Origin of the sequence: Micromonospora sp. C28ISP2-4 (assembly GCF_030519385.1) — a bacterium.
Classification (GTDB): Bacteria; Actinomycetota; Actinomycetes; order Mycobacteriales; family Micromonosporaceae; genus Micromonospora; species Micromonospora tulbaghiae.
This window is the reverse complement of sequence record NZ_JAUMKG010000004.1, coordinates 473,050-491,789: the sequence shown is the minus strand read 5'-3', so window position 1 is coordinate 491,789 and position 18,740 is coordinate 473,050. Positions and strand designations below refer to the sequence as shown.

General features: G+C 72.4%; 13 protein-coding genes and 2 pseudogenes. 8 read left to right on the top strand and 7 right to left on the bottom strand.

Translation table 11 applies throughout. The features are described from left to right. Positions 1–170 precede the first annotated feature (170 nt). From Q3W68_RS18510 to Q3W68_RS18485, 6 genes are read left to right on the top strand one after another with little or no spacing between them, the layout of a single operon-like run. Positions 171–1,709 (top strand): ABC transporter substrate-binding protein, encoded by a 1,539-nt coding sequence (locus tag Q3W68_RS18510; RefSeq protein ID WP_302906614.1) that lies wholly within the window; start codon positions 171–173, stop codon positions 1,707–1,709. Further along, positions 1,709–2,653 carry an ABC transporter permease gene (locus Q3W68_RS18505; protein WP_302906613.1) on the top strand — a complete coding sequence of 315 codons (945 nt, stop codon included), beginning with the start codon at positions 1,709–1,711 and terminating at the stop codon, positions 2,651–2,653. Before Q3W68_RS18510 ends, Q3W68_RS18505 begins: the two co-directional genes overlap by 1 nt. Beyond that, positions 2,650–3,531 carry an ABC transporter permease gene (locus tag Q3W68_RS18500; protein WP_210898921.1) on the top strand — a complete coding sequence of 294 codons (882 nt, stop codon included), beginning with the start codon at positions 2,650–2,652 and terminating at the stop codon, positions 3,529–3,531. Before Q3W68_RS18505 ends, Q3W68_RS18500 begins: the two co-directional genes overlap by 4 nt. Continuing rightward, complete coding sequence (locus Q3W68_RS18495) at positions 3,528–4,550, top strand: ABC transporter ATP-binding protein (RefSeq protein ID WP_302906612.1); 1,023 nt, start codon at positions 3,528–3,530, stop codon at positions 4,548–4,550. The genes Q3W68_RS18500 and Q3W68_RS18495 overlap by 4 nt, the downstream gene beginning before the upstream one ends. Beyond that, complete coding sequence (locus Q3W68_RS18490; RefSeq protein ID WP_302906611.1) at positions 4,547–5,575, top strand: ABC transporter ATP-binding protein; 1,029 nt, start codon at positions 4,547–4,549, stop codon at positions 5,573–5,575. Before Q3W68_RS18495 ends, Q3W68_RS18490 begins: the two co-directional genes overlap by 4 nt. Positions 5,576–5,586: 11 nt before the next feature. Continuing rightward, entirely contained in the window at positions 5,587–7,374 is a 1,788-nt protein-coding gene (locus Q3W68_RS18485) for a gamma-glutamyltransferase family protein (protein WP_302906610.1), read from the top strand. Positions 7,375–7,477: 103 nt separating this feature from the next. Here Q3W68_RS18485 and sthA read toward each other — a convergent pair whose 3' ends face one another. Continuing rightward, positions 7,478–8,881, bottom strand: a complete 1,404-nt coding sequence (gene sthA / locus Q3W68_RS18480) for a Si-specific NAD(P)(+) transhydrogenase (protein ID WP_302906609.1) — start codon at positions 8,879–8,881, stop codon at positions 7,478–7,480. Between the two features lie 82 nt (positions 8,882–8,963). Between sthA and Q3W68_RS18475 the strand changes: the two genes are divergently transcribed. Beyond that, positions 8,964–10,442 (top strand): M1 family metallopeptidase, encoded by a 1,479-nt coding sequence (locus tag Q3W68_RS18475; protein WP_302906608.1) that lies wholly within the window; start codon positions 8,964–8,966, stop codon positions 10,440–10,442. A 45-nt stretch (positions 10,443–10,487) separates the two neighbouring features. On the opposite strand, the gene Q3W68_RS18470 is transcribed toward Q3W68_RS18475, so the two are convergent. Further along, positions 10,488–11,861 (bottom strand): glycosyl hydrolase family 18 protein, encoded by a 1,374-nt coding sequence (locus Q3W68_RS18470; RefSeq protein ID WP_302906607.1) that lies wholly within the window; start codon positions 11,859–11,861, stop codon positions 10,488–10,490. Positions 11,862–11,916: 55 nt separating this feature from the next. On the opposite strand from Q3W68_RS18470, the pseudogene Q3W68_RS18465 reads away from it, so the two are divergent. Then, positions 11,917–13,098, top strand: a pseudogene (locus tag Q3W68_RS18465) (ROK family protein); the annotation flags it as partial. A gap of 102 nt (positions 13,099–13,200) precedes the next feature. On the opposite strand, the pseudogene Q3W68_RS18460 reads toward Q3W68_RS18465, so the two are convergent. From Q3W68_RS18460 to Q3W68_RS18440, 5 genes and pseudogenes are all read right to left on the bottom strand, one after another. After that, positions 13,201–14,568: pseudogene (locus Q3W68_RS18460) on the bottom strand (GH1 family beta-glucosidase); the annotation flags it as partial. Between the two features lie 39 nt (positions 14,569–14,607). Continuing rightward, positions 14,608–15,615, bottom strand: coding sequence for an ABC transporter ATP-binding protein (locus Q3W68_RS18455; RefSeq protein ID WP_302906606.1), 1,008 nt, complete (start codon positions 15,613–15,615; stop codon positions 14,608–14,610). Then, on the bottom strand, positions 15,612–16,658 hold the full coding sequence (locus Q3W68_RS18450) for an ABC transporter permease (RefSeq protein WP_175438878.1): 1,047 nt from the start codon (positions 16,656–16,658) through the stop codon (positions 15,612–15,614). Before Q3W68_RS18450 ends, Q3W68_RS18455 begins: the two co-directional genes overlap by 4 nt. A gap of 3 nt (positions 16,659–16,661) precedes the next feature. Further along, positions 16,662–17,639, bottom strand: coding sequence for an ABC transporter permease (locus Q3W68_RS18445; RefSeq protein ID WP_302906605.1), 978 nt, complete (start codon positions 17,637–17,639; stop codon positions 16,662–16,664). Further along, positions 17,636–18,730, bottom strand: a complete 1,095-nt coding sequence (locus Q3W68_RS18440; RefSeq protein ID WP_302906604.1) for an ABC transporter ATP-binding protein — start codon at positions 18,728–18,730, stop codon at positions 17,636–17,638. The genes Q3W68_RS18445 and Q3W68_RS18440 overlap by 4 nt, the downstream gene beginning before the upstream one ends. Positions 18,731–18,740: the final 10 nt, after the last annotated feature.

The window sequence follows — 18,740 nt, the reverse complement described above, 5'->3', positions numbered from 1 at the left end:
AACTCCCAGGGCGGTGGCGGATCAGGTCGGGCCCGGATTGAACCACCGTTCACTCCGCACCGGCAAGCGGCGGCCGACCAGTCACTTTGGCGGCATTCGTTGACATCATCCCGCTCGGGGAGAAGACTCGCCGAAACTTTCTTTTGTCCGGGAAGTGGCTAGGGGGGCCCGTGTCCAGGAACAAGATCGGTGTGCTCGGCGCCGCGCTCGCACTGACCGTCGGCGTCCTGTCCGGATGCACCGGAGGCGAGGCGGTCGACGTCGGCGGCGGGGGGAACGCCGGCGGCGCCGGGGGAGTCCTCAACGCCGCGATCGGCGGTGAGCCCGACCAGCTCGACCCGCACAAGACCTCGGCCTACTACAGCTTCCAGGTGCTGGAGAACGTCTACGACACGCTCGTCGAGCCGGACGCCGACCTGAAGATGGTGCCGTCGCTGGCGACGAAGTGGACCACCAGCGACGACCAGCTGACCTGGACGTTCACGCTGCGCGAAGGCGTCAAGTTCTCCGACGGGTCGCCGCTGACCTCCGAGGACGTCGTCTACTCGTTCGAGCGGATCATCAAGGAGAAGCTGAACAACGCGTACAAGTTCGCCACCGTCAAGTCGGTCACCGGGCCCGACCCGGCCACCGTGGTGGTGACGCTGAGCGCGCCCACGCCGAACCTGCTGGCGAACCTCGGCGGGTTCAAGGGCGTGGCGATCGTGGAGAAGTCCAACGTGGAGTCCGGCACGGTGAAGACCGCCCCGGTCGGCAGCGGCCCGTTCAAGGTGGCCGGCTACACCTCCGGCGACAGCGTCAAGCTGGTGCGCAACGACTCCTACTGGGGCGAGAAGCCGAAGCTGGACGGCGTCACGTTCACCTTCGTCAAGGACCCCACTGTGGCGTTGCAGAACCTGCGCAGCGGCCAGGTCCAGTGGACCGACAACCTGCCGCCCCAGCAGGTCGGCTCGCTCAAGGACGACGGCGACATCACCGTGAAGTCGGCACCCTCGACCGACTACTGGTATGTGGCGCTCAACGAGGCTCGTAAGCCGTTCGACAACCCCGAGGTGCGGCGCGCCATCGGGTACGCGCTGGACCGCGAGGCGATCACCAAGGCGGCGAAGTTCGGGCTCGCCACCGTCAACCAGACCGCCATCCCGAAGGCCAGCGCCTTCTACTACGACTACGCGCCCTACAGCCACGACCCGGGCAAGGCGAAGCAGATGCTCGGCCAGGCCGGCGTGAGCAACCTGACCATGGACCTGATGGTCACCAGCGAGTACCCCGAGACGGTCACCGCCGCGCAGGTCATCGCCGCGCAGCTCAAGGACGTCGGCATCACCGTCAAGATCCGTACGCTGGACTTCGCCCAGTGGCTCGACGAGCAGGCCAAGGGCAACTTCGACGGGTTCATGCTCGGCTGGCTCGGCAACATCGACCCGGACGAGTTCTACTACGCCCAGCACCACAGCGGCGGCACGTTCAACTTCCACAAGTACAAGAACCCGGCCGTCGACAAGCTGCTCGACGACGCGCGCACCCAGACCGACCAGGGCGCTCGCAAGCAGGCGTACGAGCAGGCGGCGAAGCAGATCGTCGACGACGCCAGCTACCTCTACCTCTACAACCCGGACGTGGTGCAGGGCTGGTCGAAGAAGGTGTCCGGCTACGACGTGCGCACCGACCGGGCGATCCGGTTCCGGTCGGTCGCCCTGGCCAAGTGATGGCCCGCTTCGTCCTGCGGCGGGTACTCCAGTCGGCCGTCGTGCTGGTCGGCGTGACGCTCGTGGTGTTCCTGCTGCTGCAACTGGTGCCGGGTGATCCGGTCCGGGTGGCGCTCGGCACCCGGTTCGACCCGCAGACGTACGAGGCGCTGCGGGAACGCGCCGGCCTCGACCAGCCGCTGCCCGTGCAGTACGCCAGCTACCTCGGGCACGCGCTCACCGGTGACCTGGGGGTCAGCTTCCGCACCGGCCAGCCGGTGAGCGCGATCGTGCTGGAACGGCTGCCCGCCACGCTGTCGCTCGCCGTCACCGCCGTGGTGTTCGCGCTGCTCGTCGCGTTCCCGCTGGGCATCGTCGCGGCGGTACGCAGCGGCTCCGCCGTCGACCACGCGGCCCGCGTGTTCAGCCAGTTCGGCGTCTCCGTGCCGGACTTCTGGATGGGCATCATGGGCATCCTGCTGTTCGCCGGGGTGCTCGGCTGGCTGCCCCCGTCGGGTTACGTGGCGCTGACCGACGACCCCGGCCGGTGGGCCACCCACGTGGCGCTGCCGGCGGTCACCGTCGGCCTGGTCACCGCGTCGATCCTCACCCGGTTCATCCGCTCCTCCGTGCTGGAGGTGCTCTCCGCCGACTACGTGCGTACCGCCGAGGCGAAAGGGCTGCGCAACCGGGTGGTGATCGTGCGGCACGTGCTGCGCAACGCGCTGATCCCGGTGGTGACGGTGGTCGCCGTGCAACTGGCGAGCCTGCTCGGCGGCGTCATCGTGATCGAGGTGCTGTTCGCCTGGCCCGGCATCGGCCGGCTCACCTTCGACGCCGTGCAGGCCCGCGACTATCCCGTCCTGCAGGGTGCGGTGCTGCTCGTCGCGGCGCTGTTCCTGCTGGTCAACCTGCTGGTGGACATCCTCTACGCCCGCCTCGACCCGAGGATCACGGTCAAGTGAGCGCCACGACCGAGAGCACCGGACGCCGCGTCCTCGACGCGCTGCGCCGTGACCCGCTCGCCGTCGGCGGCACGATCGTGCTGGTGCTGCTCGTCGTGGTCGGCGTGGCCGGCCCGTGGCTGGCACCGGCCGGTGTCAACGACGTCGACGTGGACCAGATGCTGCGCCCGCCCAGCGGCGCGCACCCGTTCGGCACCGACGAGCTGGGCCGCGACGTGCTCAGCCGGGTGCTCGTCGCCGCCCGCGTGTCGCTGCAGGTCGGCGCCGTCAGCGTCGGCATCGCGCTCGTCGCGGGCGTGACGCTCGGGCTGTTCGCCGGCTACTACCGGGGCTGGCTGGACAGCGTGCTCATGCGCTGCATGGACGTGCTGTTCGCGTTCCCCGTGCTGCTGCTGGCGGTGGCCATCGTGGCGGTGCTCGGCCCCGGCCTGCTCACCGCTATGGTCGCCATCGGCGTGGTCTACACGCCCATCTTCGCCCGGATCACCCGCGCCGGCGTGCTGTCCGTACGCGAGCAGGTGTTCGTCCGGGCCGCCGTCTCCATCGGGGCGTCCGACCTGCGCATCATGCGCCGGCACGTACTGCCGAACATCGCCGCGCCGCTGATCGTGCAGACGTCCCTGTCGCTGGCGTTCGCGATCCTCTCCGAGGCCGCGCTGTCCTTCCTCGGCCTGGGCATCCAGCCGCCGGCCCCGGCCTGGGGACGGATGCTGTTCGACGGGCGCGGGTTCGTCACCGACGCGTGGTGGCTGGGCGTGTTCCCCGGCGCGGCGATCTTCCTCACCGTGCTGGCGTTCAACCTGGTCGGCGACGCGCTGCGGGACGTGCTCGACCCGCGCCAGCTGACCCTCGCCGAAGCACGCAGGAGCACCGCATGAGCGAGCGCACCGAGCGTATGCCGAGCCAACGCCGGCCCTCCGCGGCCGACTCGACCGTGCTGTCCGTGGACGACCTCACAGTCACCGTCGGCACCCGCCGCGGCCCGGTCCGTGCCGTCGCGGGGGTGTCCTGGCAGGTACGGCCGGGGGAGACGTTCGCCCTGGTCGGCGAGTCCGGCAGCGGCAAGAGCATGACACTGCTCGCCGCCACCGGCCTCGCCCCGCGCGCCGCCGCTGTGACCGGCCGGGTGCGGCTGCTCGACACCGAGCTGACCGCGCTGCCCGACGACCGCCGCCGCAAGGTACGCGGCCGGCACGTCGGGTTCGTCTTCCAGGATCCGATGACCTCGCTCAACCCGGTGCTGCCGGTGGGCCGGCAGGTCACCGAGGCGGCCGAGGAACACCTCGGACTGACCCGCCGCGCCGCCCGCGACCGGGCGGTGGAGCTGCTGGAACTGGTGGGCATCCCGTCGGCCGCGCGGCGCGTCGACGCGTACCCGCACCAGTTCTCCGGCGGCATGCGCCAGCGCGTCGCCATCGCCATGGCGCTCGCCTGCGAGCCGGACCTCCTGATCGCCGACGAGCCGACCACAGCGCTCGACGTCACCACCCAGGCGCAGATCATCGAGCTGGTCGCCGACCTCCAGGCGCGGCTGGGCACCGCCGTCGTGTGGGTCACCCACGACCTGGGCGTGGTCGCCGGCATCGCGGACACCGTGGCGGTCATGTACGGGGGACGCATCGTCGAGCAGGGCCCGGTCGACGCGGTGTTCGACACGCCCACGCACCCGTACACCCGGGCGCTGCTCGCGGCCCGGCCGGACCCGTCACGGCGGGGCGAGGACCTCGTGGCCATCCCCGGTTCGCCGCCGAGCCCGCTGGACCTGCCCCCGGGCTGCGCGTTCTGGCCGCGCTGCCCGGTACGCGCCGACCCCCGCTGCGAGCACGAGCTGCCCCCGCTGACGCCGGTCGGCGACGGGCACACGGTCCGTACCTTCTACCGTGGAGAGGCCGGATGAGCGCCGAGACCCCGGACCTGGTCGCCGAGCTGGACGACCTGAAGGTGCACTTCCCGACCCCGGCCGGAACGGTCCGCGCGGTGGACGGCGTCAGTCTCGCCGTCCGCCGGGGCGAGACGCTCGGCCTGGTCGGCGAGTCGGGCAGCGGCAAGTCCACGGCCGGTCTGGCGCTGCTGCGGCTGGTCGACCCGACCGCCGGGCGGGTCCGGGTGGCGGGCGAGGACGTGACCCGCTGGTCGCGCCGACGCCTGCGGGCGACGCGGCGCCACGTCGCGATGGTGTTCCAGGACCCGCAGGCGTCGCTGGATCCACGCCGGACGGTCGGTGACAGCATCGCCGAGCCGCTGGTCGTGCACCGGCTCGCCGCGTCCGCCGCCGCCCGGCGTACCCGGGTCGCGGAGCTGCTGGACCTGGTCGGCCTGCGCGCCGACACCGCCGGCCGCTATCCGCACGAGCTGTCCGGCGGCCAGCGCCAGCGCGTCGGCGTGGCCCGGGCGCTGGCCGGCGAGCCGGACCTGATCGTCCTGGACGAGCCGATCGCCTCGCTCGACCTGAGCGTCCAGGCGCAGATCATGAACCTGCTCCGGCACCTGCAACGCGACCTCGGGCTCACCTACCTGTTCATCGCGCACGACCTGGCCGCCGTCGAGCACATGAGCGACCGGATCGCGGTGATGTACCTGGGCCGCATCGTCGAGACCGGCCCACCCGAGCGGATCTACCGGCGCCCGGCGCACCCCTACACGGCCGCGCTGCTGTCCGCGGTGCCGGTCGCCGACCCGCGCGTCGAGCGGGAGCGCCGCCGGATCGTGCTCACCGGCGACATCCCCAGCCCGGTGGACCCGCCGAGTGGCTGCCGCTTCCGTACCCGATGCCCCCAGGCCCGCCCCGCGTGCGCCGAGACCGATCCGGCGCTCGCCGAGGTCGGGCCCGGCCACGACGCGGCGTGCCTGTTCCCGCTCGACGGCGAGCGCGACGGCGGCGTGGGGAACGACGCGGCGACGCGCGCCGCCGGCACCGTGTAGGAGCACCGCCGATGACGTTCACCACCCGGCCGACGCTGCGCGGCACGTTCGGCATGGTCTCCTCCACGCACTGGCTGGCCAGCCAGTCCGCGATGGGCGTGCTGGAACGCGGCGGCAACGCCTTCGACGCCGCTGTCGCCGCCGGGTTCGTGCTGCACGTCGTGGAGCCGCACCTCAACGGCCCGGCCGGCGAGGTGCCCGCGATCCTCGCCACCGCGACCGACAGCACCCCGCGCGTGCTGTGCGGTCAGGGACCGGCCCCGGCCGCCGCCACCGCGGCGCACTTCCGCTCGCTCGGCCTTGACCTCGCGCCCGGTGCCGGCCCGCTCGCCGCCGTGGTGCCGGGCGCTGTCGACGCCTGGCTCCTGCTGCTGCGCGACCACGGCACCCGCACGCTCGCCGAGGTGCTGGAACCGGCGATCGGCTACGCCGCCGCCGGCCACCCGCTCGTCGGTGCCGCCGGGCAGACCGTCGCGCGGGTCCGGTCGCTTTTCACCGACCACTGGCCGACCTCCGCGCGACTCTGGCTCCGCCACGGCCGCCCGCCCGCGCCGGGGGAGATGGTCACCAACCCGGCGTACGCGGACACGCTGCGCCGCCTCGTCGACGCCGGACGGGCCGCCGGTACGGACCGCGAGACGCAGATCGAGGCGGCCCGGCGCGCCTGGCGGGAGGGTTTCGTCGCCGAGGCGATCGACGCGTTCAGCCGGCTGCCGTTCCGCGACTCCAGCGGGCGCGCGCACGCCGGGCTGGTCACCGGTGACGACCTGGCCGGATGGTCGGCCACCTGGGAGGAACCGGTCACGCTGGACTGGCACGGGCACACGGTCGCCAAGACCGGCTTCTGGGGCCAGGGCCCGGTGCTGCTGCAGACCCTCTCCATTCTCGACGCGCTCGACGACCCGCGTGTCCACGACCCGTCCAGCCTGGACGGCGTCCATGCGCAGGCCGAGGCGCTGAAGCTGGCCTTCGCCGACCGCGAGGCGTGGTACGGCGACACCGACGTCCCGGGCTCCGCGCTGCTGTCGGCCGGCTACGCCCGCGCGCGGGCCGCGCTGGTCGGCGAGCGCGCCGACACGTCACTGCGCCCCGGCAGCCCGGCAGGCGCGCCACCCCGGCTGCCGTCGTACCTGCACACCCATGCCGCCGGCCGGCCCGTCCCGCAGGACCCGAGCACCGGCGAACCCACGGTACGGGCCGACGGCGTGACCCGCGGCGACACCTGCCACGTCGACGTGGTGGACCGGTGGGGCAACATCATCTCCGCCACGCCCAGCGGCGGCTGGCTGCAGAGTTCACCCACCATCCCGGAGCTGGGCTTCCCGCTCGGCAGCCGGTTGCAGATGTGCTGGCTGGAGGAGGGGCTCGCCTCGACGCTGCGGCCGGGCCGGCGCCCGCGTACCACGCTCAGCCCGACGCTCGTGCTGCGCGACGGCGAGCCGGTGCTGGCCTGCGGTACGCCCGGCGGTGACCAGCAGGACCAGTGGCAGCTGCTGTTCCTGCTGCGGCACCTGGCCGGCGGGCAGGAGTTGCAGGAGGCGATCGACGCCCCCACGTGGCACACGACGAGCTTCCCGGCCTCGTTCTACCCGCGCGAGGTCGAGCCCGGCGTGCTGGTGCTGGAGGACCGGATCGACGACGACGTGCTGGCGGGCCTGCGCGCCCGCGGCCACACCGTACGCCTGTCCGACCCGTGGAGCCTGGGCCGCATGTGCGCGGTGACCCGCGACCCGCGTACCGGAGTCCTGTCCGCCGCGGCCAACCCCCGAGGCGCCCAGGGCTACGCCACCGGCCGCTGACCCCACCCCGACGCTGCGTCGATCATGCACTCGCGGCCCCGGCATAGAGGTCATATCGGGCGCCGAACGGGCAGTAAGTGCAAGATCGACGGGGAGGGCGGGGTCAGGTGTCGATTCGGGTGATGTTGCGGATCTTGTTGGCGGCGTCGAGGGCGGCCACCTTGTACGCCTCCGCCAGCGTCGGGTAGTTGAAGACCGCGTCCAGCAGGTAGTCGACTGTGCCGCCGCAGCCCATCACGGCCTGCCCGATGTGGACGATCTCGGTCGCGCCGGTGCCGAACACGTGCACGCCGAGCAGCCGCCCGTCCTCGGGCGAGACCAGCAGCTTCAGCATCCCGTACGAGTCGCCGACGATCTGCCCCCGGGCCAGCTCCCGGTAGCGGGCGATGCCCACCTCGAACGGGACGGACGCCTCGGTCAGCTCCTCCTCGGTCTTACCGACGAAACTGATCTCCGGGATGGTGTAGATGCCGATCGGTTGCAGGTCCGACATGCCGCGTGCCGGCTCGCCGCAGGCGTGCTGGGCGGCCAGGCGGCCCTGTTCCATCGAGGTGGACGCCAGTGCGGGGAAGCCGATCACGTCACCGACGGCGTAGATGTTGTCGACGGCGGTGCGGTAGTCGGCGTCGACGGTGATCCGGCCCCGGTGGTCGGCGGTGAGCCCGGCCGCCTCCAGCGCGAGGTCGTCGGTCTGCCCCTGCCGGCCGGCGGAGTACATGACCGTGTCCGCGACGATCTTCTTGCCGCTGCGCAGGACGCAGAGCGCGGCGCTGCGGTGCTTCTCCACGGCGGCCACCTCCTCGCCGAAGCGGAAGGTCACCGACAGGTCCCGCAGGTGGTACTTCAGTGATTCGACGATCTCCTCGTCGCAGAAGTCGAGCATCCGCGGGCGGCGCTCGACCACTGTCACCTTGGTGCCGAGCGCGGCGAACAGGGACGCGTACTCCATGCCGATCACCCCGGCGCCGACCACGACCATGCTGCGCGGGACGGCCTGGAGGTTGATGACGCCGTCGGAGTCGACGATGGTCCGGTCGTCGAAGTCGACGCTGTCCGGGCGGGCCGGGCGGGTGCCGGCGGCGATGACCGCCTTGTCGAAGCTGACCCGGGTCTCCCGGCCGGAGCCGGCGTCCACCCAGACGGAGTGGGCGTCGGCGAACCGGCCGGTGCCGGTGATCAGCGAGACCTTGTTGCGGGCGAGCTGGTTGCGGATGACGTCGGTCTGCCGGGTGATCACGTGCTGGGTGCGGGCGGCCAGGTCGGCGACGGTGATGTCCTCCTTGACCCGGTAGCTGCTGCCGTAGAGGTCGCGCTGGCTCAGCCCGGTCAGGTAGAGCACTGCCTCGCGCAGCGTCTTCGACGGTACGGTGCCGGTGTTGATGCACACGCCGCCGAGCATGTCGCGGCGGTCCACGATCGCGACGCGCCGGCCCAGCTTGGCCGCGGCGATCGCCGCCTTCTGTCCACTCGGTCCGGAGCCCAGCACCAGCAGGTCGTAGTCATACACGAGCGCCAGCCTGGCAGGGTCTCGCAACCTGTGCCAGCCGAGACGCCCCCACGAAGGCCGATCGCTGCCGTAGGGTGCGCTGATGCGCCGCCCAGTAACCCTGATCATGGTCCTCGGACCGCTGCTCGTCGCCGGGTGCACCACCGCTCCCGCCGCCCCGGCCGCGACCCCCTCCGCCTCCACCTCGCCGAGCCCCTCCGCGCCCGCCGTCGACTACGCCGCCTGGCAGGCGGGGCGGTCGACGCCGGTGGCCGACCCGGTCTATCCGGCCCGGGGCACCGACGCCCTGGATGTCCTGCACTACGACCTCGCGCTGGAGTGGGCGCCGTCGACCACCACCCTCACCGGCACCGCCACGCTGCGGATCCGGCCGGTGAAGGACGCGCCGAACCTGGTCCTCGACTTCATGCCCTACCAGGTCGACAGCGTCACGCTGGACGGCGCGACGGTTCCCGGCGCGGTGGCGAAGGAGAAGCTGACGGTGTCCGCTCCGGTGGTGGCGGACCAGCCGGTGACCCTTGTGGTCGCCTACCACGGCCGGCCGAGGACGACCCCGATGCCGTCGCACCGCAAGGACACCGAGGCCCTGGGTCTCACAGTCACCAAGGAGGGCGGCCTCTGGACCATGCAGGAGCCGTTCGGGGCGTTCACCTGGTACCCGGCGAACGACCAGCCGTCGGACGAGGCGCTCTACGACATCCGGGTGACAGTGCCGGCGGGCTGGTCCGCGATCGCCGGCGGCACGCCCGCCGGTCAGTCCGGCACCACGTTCAGCTACCGCAGCACCGACCCGGTCGCGACCTACCTGACCACGCTCGCGGTGGGGAAGTACCAGAAGCTGACCGCGGCGGGGCCGCGCGGTATGCCGCTGACGTACTGGTACCGCAAGGGCGCGGACGACAAGCTGCTGCCGTACCTGAAGAAGTCCCCGCAGTACCTGACCTGGCTGGAGAAGAAGTTCGGCCCGTACCCGTTCCCCTCCGGCGGCGTCGTGGTGGTGGACTCGGCGTCGGGCATGGAGACCCAGCAGATGATCACGATGGGCCGGAAGATCGAGAACACCGCGGCCCGCCGGGACCGCTGGGGCAGCGACCTGCTGCACGAGTACGCCCACCAGTGGTTCGGCAACTCGGTCACGCCCACCACCTGGAGGGACCTGTGGCTGAACGAGGGCTGGGCGACGTACATCCAGGACCTGTACACCAAGGAGACGCAGAAGCTCAGCGAGGCCAGCCTGGACCGGTACCTGCGCGAGGGTGACGCCGTCCTGCGCAAGAAGCTGGGCCCGCCCGGACGGCCCGACCCGAAGCGGTTCGCCGAGGGCAACGTCTACCTGTGCCCGGCGGCGATGCTGCGCGAGATCCACCGGACGGTGGGCGACAAGGCGTTCTTCGCGCTGGCCCGCGCCTGGGTCCAGGAGCAGCGCAACACGCCGCAGGACCGGGCCTCGTTCATCGCCTTCGTCAACAAGCAGACCGGCCGGGACTTCACCGCGCTGATCAACGCCTGGCTGGACTCGCCGACCACGCCGAAGAAGATGACCGCGAAGAAGATCGCCTGACCCGGCGCGGGGCCCCGTCCGTCCGGCGGGGCCCCGCGGCGCGTCTCAGCGACCCTGGAGCGAGCGGACGTTGTCGCCGAACGTCCAGCCCTTCGACCCGTCCCAGTTGACCGACCAGGTCATCAGGCCCTTCAGGCGTCCCTGGTAGGTGTTCCACGCCTGGGCCACCAGTGCCGGGCTCATGTAGCCGCCGCCGGCGCCGACCTGCGCGGGCAGGCCGGGGACCTGCCGGTCGAGCGGTACGCGGATGGTGGTGCCCTGCACGACCAGGCCGGCGTCGAGGCAGTTGGTCTGCGCGACGAAACCGGCCACGGTGCCGGCCGGGTACGAGTCACCGGCGCAGCCGTACATCGAGCCGTTGTAGTACTGCATGTTCAGCCACCACAGCCGCCCGTTGTCGGCGTACTTCTTGACGATCGGCAGGTACGCGCCCCAGATCGAGCCGTAGGTGACGCTGCCACCGGTGACGTACGCGGTCTCCGGCGCCATGGTGAGCCCGAAGCCGGCCGGCATCTGGGCCAGCACCCCGTCGATGATGCGGATCAGGTTGGCCTGCGAGGGGGAGAGCTGGTTGATGTTCCCGCTGCCGGTCAGACCGGTCTCGATGTCGATGTCGATGCCGTCGAAGTTGTGCCGCTTGAGGATCGGCACGACAGTGGCGACGAACCGGTCGGCGACCGCGCTGGAGCTGAGGTCGATCCCGGCGGTGGCGCCGCCGATGGACAGCAGCACTGTGAGCCCGGCGGCCTTGGCCTGGCACACCTGCGCGGGGGTGGGCACCTTGACGCCGGCGTCCATGCCGTCCTCCCAGAGCACTGTGCCGTCGGCGCGGATGACCGGGAACGCGGCGGTGACCACGTTGTAGCCGTGCCCGGTGATCCGGGAGTCGGTGATCGGGATCCAGCCGAGCCCGGGGTGCACGCCGTTCGCGGCGCCGTCCCAGTTCTCCCAGTAGCCCTGGAGCACCTTGCCCGACGGCCGGGACCGCAGCGCGCAGGTGTCCCCACCGGGCGTGGTCGGGCTGGACGACACGGTCGGCGTGGGCGTAGGCGTCCGCGTGGGGGAAGCGGTCGGGGAGGCGGAAGGGGACGGGGACGGTGGCCGGGTGGTCGGGCTCGGCGGCGGCGTGCCGCCGGTGCAGGCGCCGAGGTCGGTCCAGAGCGCCGGTACGGCGGCCGGGGTCCAGCCCGCGCCGGCCGGCGGGGTGTGCGTGACGAGCGCCTGGTAGAGCCGGCCGGCAGAGGTGGCCCGGCTGCCGGCGGTCCAGGTGACGCCCTCGGCCCAGGCCGGCGCGTCGCAGGCGACGAGCGTGCCGACGGCGCCGGCCGGCGTGGCGGCGGTGGCGGGCAGGGCGGCGGCGGTGGCCGCGAGCAGCGCCACGCCACCGAGCAGAGCGGTCATCCCACGTCCGAGTCGCATGACATACCTCCTCATCGATGCGCCGGAGGTTATCAGTTAACTTTGTTAAGTGTAAATGCGGCGTACCCTGTCACCACCTCGTGCAGGGCGTGAAGCAGGAACGAAAGCCGCCAGCGGGCGGCCGGGAAGGACGGCGGCGGACGTGGACGCCAGACGCACCACGGTGCGCGACATGCGCCGGGCCAACCGCTCGGTCCTGCTGACCCGGATCTGGCTGGACGGCCCGCTCAGCCGGCACGAACTGGGCCAGTCCACAGCGCTCAGCCTGGCCAGCGTCAGCAACCTGGTCGGCGAGATGATCAACGAGGGCCTGGTCGAGGAGGCCGGTTCCGTCGAGTCCGACGGCGGCCGCCCCCGGGTGCTGCTGCGCGTCGCGCCCGGCTACGGCTACCTCGTCGGCGCCGACGTCGGCGAGACCCGCGTCCAGGTGGAGTTGTTCGACCTGAGCATGACCGCGCTGGCCAAGGCGGAGTACCCGATCGCCGCGGCCGATCCCGACCCCGAGCGGGTCGCCGCGCACCTGCGCCACGGCCTCGCCGCCGTCACCGAGCAGGCGGGCGTCGACCCGGCCGCGGTGCTCGGCGTCGGCGTCGCCGTCGCCGGCATCGTCGAGCGCACCGCCGACGCCGTGGTGCACGCCCAGACGCTCGGCTGGGACGGCGTCCCGCTCGGCGCGATGGTGCGCGCCGGCACCGACGTACCGGTGCACGTGGACAACGGCGCGAAGACGCTGGGCCAGGCCGAGATGTGGTTCGGCGCCGGCCGCGGCGTCCGGCACGCCGTGGTCGCCCTGGTCGGCTCCGGCGTCGGCGCGAGCGTGGTCGCCGACGGCGTCGGCTACCGCGGTGCGCACAGCAGCGCCGGGGAGTGGGGCCACACCACAATCGTGTACGGGGGCCGGCGCTGCCGCTGCGGCAACCTCGGCTGCCTGGAGGCGTACGTGGGGGCGGAGGCGGTGCTGGACCGGTTCCGGCAGGCCAACCGGGGCCGCCCGGCGCCGGGCGCGGACGAGGAGACCGCCTTCGGTGAGCTGCTGCGCTCCACCGGCCGCACCGCCGCGAAGGTGATCGACGAGACAGTCGGCTACCTGGGCGCCGGGGTGGCGAACCTGGTCAACCTGTTCAACCCGGAGCGGGTGGTGCTCGGCGGCTGGGCCGGGCTGGCCCTCGGCGAGCGGCACCTGCCCGCGATCCGCGAGGCGACCGCGCGGCACGCGCTGCGCCAGCCGTACGCGCAGACCTCGATCGAACTGTGCCGGCTCGGACCGGACGCGGTCGCGATGGGCGCGGCCACCCTGCCGATGACCCGGCTGCTGCGCGACGGCGGCGTGCCCCGCGACCCGGCCGCCCGCCCGGGCGCGGCGCTGCGAGTCGTAGTCGACCCGGACGATGCCGAACCGCTTGTCGTAGCCGTACGCCCACTCGAAGTTGTCCAGCAGCGACCAGGCGAAGTAGCCGCGCACGTCCGCGCCGGCGGCCCGGGCCCGGGCCACCGCCCGCAGGTGCTCGGTGAGGTAGCCGACCCGGTCGTCGTCGTTCACGAACCCGTCGGCGTCCGGCTTGTCGTCGAACGCGGCGCCGTTCTCGGTGATCACCATGGGCGTGCCCGGGTAATCCTCGTGCAGGCGCACCAGCAGGTCGGTGAAGGACTCCGGCACGATCTCCCAGTCCATCGCGGTACGCGGCAGGTCGCGGCGGACCACCCGGCGCACCGGCTTGCCGTCGTCGTCGCGGTCGCGCCCCTGCTCGTCCACGCCGGAGTGCAGCTGCCCGAAGTAGTAGTTCACACCGAGCACGTCGATCGGGGTGGCGATGACGTCCAGGTCCCCGTCCTGCACCGGGATCCGCACGCCCTCGGCGGCCAGGTCCGCGATCACGTCCTGCGGGTACTCCCCGCGCAGCACCGGGTCCAGGTAGAGCCGGTTGGCCAGCCCGTCGGCGGCCCGCGCCGCGTCCCGGTCCGCCGCGCTGCCGGTCTCCGGGTCGGCGGTGGACAGGTTCAGCGTCAGGCCCAGCTCGATCGGGGACCGGGCCGCCTCGCGCAGGCGCCGCGTCGCCAGCCCGTGTCCGAGCAGCAGGTGGTGCGCCGCGGCGATGCCGTCGCCCAGGTCCCGCCGGCCCGGTGCGTGGTCGCCGTAGGCGTACCCGAGCATCGCCGAGCACCACGGCTCGTTGAGCGTGGTCCAGGTGCGAACCCGGTCGCCGAGCGCGGCGAAGACCAGCTCCGCGTAGTCGGCGAACCGGTACGCGGTGTCCCGGTTCGGCCAGCCGCCCGCGTCCTCCAGTTCCTGCGGCAGGTCCCAGTGGTACAGCGTCACCCACGGCTCGACGCCCCGGCCGAGCAGCTCGTCCACCAGCCGGTCGTAGAACGCCAGCCCGGCCACGTTGGCCGGACCGCGACCGCCCGGCTGCACGCGGGGCCAGGCCACCGAGAACCGGTACGTGTCCAGCCCCAGGTCGGCGATGAGCGCGACGTCCTCCGGCATCCGGTGGTAGTGGTCGCACGCCACGTCACCGTTGTCGCCGTTGGCCACGGCGCCCGGCACCCGGCAGAACGTGTCCCAGATGGACGGCGTGCGGCCGTCCTCGGCCACCGCGCCCTCGATCTGGTACGACGACGTCGCCACCCCCCACCGGAAGGTCGGCGGCAGCGTGTCGATCGGGTCCGGACCGGCCACTGGTGACGGGCGGGTGAGGTCGGTGTCCATGGTTCTCCTCGCGGGTAGCGGGTGGTGGTGTCGGGCAGGTCAGCGGGACAGGGGCGCGACGGCGGGGTGCAGCCGGCACGCGACGGCCCGCGCCGGGTCGTCGACGCGCGGCACGCCGAGCACCGGCACCTGCTCGTCGCACCCGTCGAACGCCTTCGGGCAGCGGGGGTGGAACGCGCAGCCGGACGGCATGGCGCGCAGGTCCGGCGGGGATCCGGGGATGCCGGTCAGCTCGCGGCGCGGCCCGTGCAGCGCCGGGAAGGAGTGCAGCAGACCCTCGGTGTACGGGTGCAGCGGTTCCCGGTACAGCCGGGCGGCGGGGGCCTCCTCGACGATCCGGCCGCCGTACATGATCGCGATCCGGTCGGAGAACTCGACCAGCAGCGACAGGTCGTGGGTGATGAACAGCACCGCGAAGCCGAGGCGTTCGCGCAGCTCGGCGAGCTGGCCGAGGATCTGCCGCTGCATCACCACGTCCAGTGCGGTGGTCGGCTCGTCCATGATGACCACCTGTGGTTCCAGCGCCAGCGCCATCGCGATCATGACGCGTTGCCGCATGCCGCCGGAGAGCTGGTGCGGGTAGCTGTCCAGCCGGTCGGCGGAGATGCCGACCAGGCGCAGCAGATCCTTGGCCCGGGCCAGCCGGCTCGCCGCAGTGCTCTTCGGCTCGTGCGCCCGGATCACGTCGAGCAGCTGGGTGGAGACCTTGTGCACCGGGTTCAGCGAGTTCATCGCGCCCTGGAACACGATCGACGTCTCCGCCCAGCGGAACTCGCGCAGCTTCGCCGGGCTGAGCGTGAGCACGTCGACCGGCGGGCCGTCGGCCGGGTGGTAGATCACCTGGCCGCCGGCGACCACGCCGGGCGGGGGCAGCAGCCGGGTCAGTCCGTAGGCGAGGGTGGACTTGCCGCTGCCGCTCTCCCCGGCCAGGCCGAGCACCTCGCCGCGGTGCAGCGTCAGGTCGACGTCGCGGACCGCGCGGACGGCGTCCGCGCCGACGCCGTAGTCGACGCACAGCCCGCGGATCTCCAGCACCTGGTCGCTCATGAGGTCGCGTCCTCTCCGATGGGGTCGGCCGGCCGCTGCATGGGGACCGGCGCCGGGTTCGGCGCGAGCACCGGGGTGAACCCGACACGCATCGCGACGGTGCGGCCGTCGGCGGTACGGATCCGGGTCCGGCCGCCGGTGCGCAGCCGAGGGCTGACGAACTCGTCGATGCCGAAGTTGATCAGCGCCAGCGCGGTGCCGAGCAGCGCGATGGCCAGCCCGGCCGGGACGAACCACCACCAGGCGCCCTGCGCCAGGGCCTGCTGTCCCTGCGCCCAGAACAGGATCGTGCCCCAGTTCCACGACGTCATCGACGAGACGCCGATGAACGCCAGGGTGATCTCCGACATCACCGCGAAGATGACGGTGCCGACGAAGCCGGAGGCGATGATCGCGGTCAGGTTGGGCAGGATCTCGAAGCCGATGATCCGCCAGGTCCGCTCGCCGGTGGCGCGCGCGGCCTCGACGTAGTCGCGGCGGCGCAACGACAGCGTCTGGGCGCGCAGGACCCGGGCGCCCCACGCCCACGACGTGAGGCCGATGATGAGCGCCACGAGCGTGTCGCTGGCCTGCTCGACCAGGGACGTGACGATGATGATCAGCGGCAGCGCCGGGATCACCAGGAACACGTTCGACACCGCCGACAGGCCTTCGTCGGCCGCGCCGCCCAGGTAGCCGGCTGTCACGCCGATCAGGATGGACAGGATCGTGGCGAGCACGCCGGCGATCAGGCCCACCACCATCACGCTGCGCGCGCCGACCAGGATCTGGCTGAAGATGTCCTGCCCGAGGTGGGTGGTGCCGAACCAGTGCCGGGCCGAGGGCGCCTGGAGCACGTCGGCGCTGCGCGCGTCCGGGTCGTACGGCGCGATCCACGGCCCGATCACCGCCAGGAGCACGTACACCCCGAGGACTGCCAGGCCGGTCGCGGCCTTGGCGTTGGCGACGAAGCGGAACCGGCGGCGGCGCGCCCGGGCCGACGGCTGCGCCATCGCCCCCTGGCCGGGGATGACCTGCTCGATGCTGGACGGGGAGAGTGTCATCGCTCAGCTCTTTCGGGTCCGCGGGTCGAGGAGCAGGTACGCCACGTCGGCGAGCAGGTTCGCCACCAGCACCGAGATCGTGATGATCAGGAAGATGCCCTGCATCAGCGGGTAGTCCTTCGCGCCGACGGCCTGGAAGAGCTGGAACCCCAGGCCCGGGTAGGAGAAGACGATCTCCACGAGCAGCGTGCCGCCGACGATGAAGCCGAGCGACAGCGCGAACCCGGACACGTTGGGCAGCAGCGCGTTGCGGGCGGCGTAGCTGAGCGCCACCCGGCGCTCGGACAGCCCCTTGGCGTGCGCCACGGTGATGTAGTCCTCGCTGGCGACGGTGACCATCATGTTGCGCATGCTGAGGATCCAGCCGCTCATCGACGACACCAGGATGGTCGCGGCGGGCAGGATGCTGTGCTGGAGCGCGCTCGGGATGAAGTACGCGTCGAACGCCGGCACCAGCCCCGGCTCGTAGCCGCCGGAGGACGGGAAGAAGCTGCCCGGTCCGGCGAACAGCGCGATCGCGACCAGGCCCAGCCAGAAGTACGGGATCGAGGACAGGAACGTGGTGGCCGGCAGCAGCCCGTCGATCCACGAGCCGCGCCGCCAGCCCGCGCCCACGCCGAGCGCGGTGCCGAGCAGGAAGCTGACGACCGTGGTGACGCCGACCAGGCCGACCGTCCACGGCAGGCTGCTCCCGATCACCTCCGAGACCGGCGCGGGGAAGAACGTGAACGACAGCCCCAGGTCGCCGCGCAGCAGCTGCCCCCAGTAGGCGACGTACTGCTCCCACAGCGAGCGGTCGGAGTCCAACCCGAACAGCACCCGCAGCGACGCGACCGCGTCGGCGCTGATCCGGCCCTGGTTGCGGGAGATCAGCGACTGCACCGGGTCGCCCGGCACCATCCGCGGGATGAAGAAGTTGAGCGTGATCGCCGCCCAGGCGGTGAACAGGTAGAAGGCCACCCGTTGCAGCAGGAACCTCATCGGGCCGCCTCCGACCCGGCCTGCTCCGCCTGCCGGGCGACGGTGTCCGCGTCGAACAGCCAGCACGCCGCCCAATGCCCCGGCGCGTCGTCGACCGGGATCGGCGGCGGCAGGTCGGTGGCGCAGCGCGGCATCGCCGCCGGGCAGCGCGGGTGGAACCGGCAGCCGGCCGGCGGGCGGATCAGGCTGGGCGGCTCGCCGTGGCCCCGCTCGCCCGCCGCCGCGCCGTCGCCGCCCGCGCCGGTGATCCGCTCCGGGTCCGGCGCCGATTCGATCAGCAACCGGGTGTACGGGTGGGCCGGGCGCTGGGTGACGGTCTCGCTGTCGCCGCCCTCGACCATCCGCCCGGCGTACATGACGATCGTCTCGTCGGCGAAGTAGCGGGCCGAGGCGATGTCGTGGGTGATGTAGAGGATCGCCAGGTCGAGCCGGTCCTTGAGGTCCTGGAGCAGGTTGAGCACGCCGAGGCGGATCGACACGTCGAGCATGGACACCGGTTCGTCGGCGAGCAGCACCTCGGGGTCGGCGCCGAGCGCCCGCGCGATCGCCACCCGCTGGCGCTGCCCGCCGGACAGCTCGTGCGGGAACGCGTCGAGGTAGCGCTCCGGTGGGGTGAGCGCGACCCGGGTCAGCAGGTCGGCGAGCGCCTTCTCCAGGCCGTCCGGCCCGGTGCCGGCGTTGTCGTGGATGCGCAGCGACCGGGTCAGGTGGTAGCGGACCGTGTGCACCGGGTTCAGTGAGGCGAACGGGTCCTGGAGGATCAGCTGCACCCGGCGCACGTACGCCCGGAACCGGCGCCCGCCGCGTACCCGGGTGGACTCGCCGTGCAGCCGGATGTCGCCGCCGGTGCGCGGGTAGAGCTGGGCCAGCAGCCGGGCGACTGTGGACTTGCCCGAGCCGGACTCGCCGACGAGCGCTGTCACCCGGCCACGACGCAACGCGATCGATACGTCGTCGACGGCGTGCACCACCGCCGGGGTGCGGGAGAGGAGGTCACGCAGTCGCCGGCGGACGGGGAAGTGCTTGGTCAGGCCGACGGCCTCCAGCACCACCTCGTCGGCCGGCGCCGGTGCGCTCTCGGTCAACGTCATGCCGAATTCC

Coding starts and splice junctions, on each gene's coding strand:
- Q3W68_RS18505 (WP_302906613.1), top strand. CDS start 1,709: ATGGCCCGCTTCGTCCTGCGGCGGGTACTCCAGTCGGCCGTCGTGCTG.
- Q3W68_RS18495 (WP_302906612.1), top strand. CDS start 3,528: ATGAGCGAGCGCACCGAGCGTATGCCGAGCCAACGCCGGCCCTCCGCG.
- Q3W68_RS18490 (WP_302906611.1), top strand. CDS start 4,547: ATGAGCGCCGAGACCCCGGACCTGGTCGCCGAGCTGGACGACCTGAAG.
- Q3W68_RS18485 (WP_302906610.1), top strand. CDS start 5,587: ATGACGTTCACCACCCGGCCGACGCTGCGCGGCACGTTCGGCATGGTC.
- Q3W68_RS18475 (WP_302906608.1), top strand. CDS start 8,964: ATGCGCCGCCCAGTAACCCTGATCATGGTCCTCGGACCGCTGCTCGTC.
- Q3W68_RS18470 (WP_302906607.1), bottom strand. CDS start 11,861: ATGCGACTCGGACGTGGGATGACCGCTCTGCTCGGTGGCGTGGCGCTG.
- Q3W68_RS18455 (WP_302906606.1), bottom strand. CDS start 15,615: ATGAGCGACCAGGTGCTGGAGATCCGCGGGCTGTGCGTCGACTACGGC.
- Q3W68_RS18450 (WP_175438878.1), bottom strand. CDS start 16,658: ATGACACTCTCCCCGTCCAGCATCGAGCAGGTCATCCCCGGCCAGGGG.
- Q3W68_RS18445 (WP_302906605.1), bottom strand. CDS start 17,639: ATGAGGTTCCTGCTGCAACGGGTGGCCTTCTACCTGTTCACCGCCTGG.
- Q3W68_RS18440 (WP_302906604.1), bottom strand. CDS start 18,730: ATGACGTTGACCGAGAGCGCACCGGCGCCGGCCGACGAGGTGGTGCTG.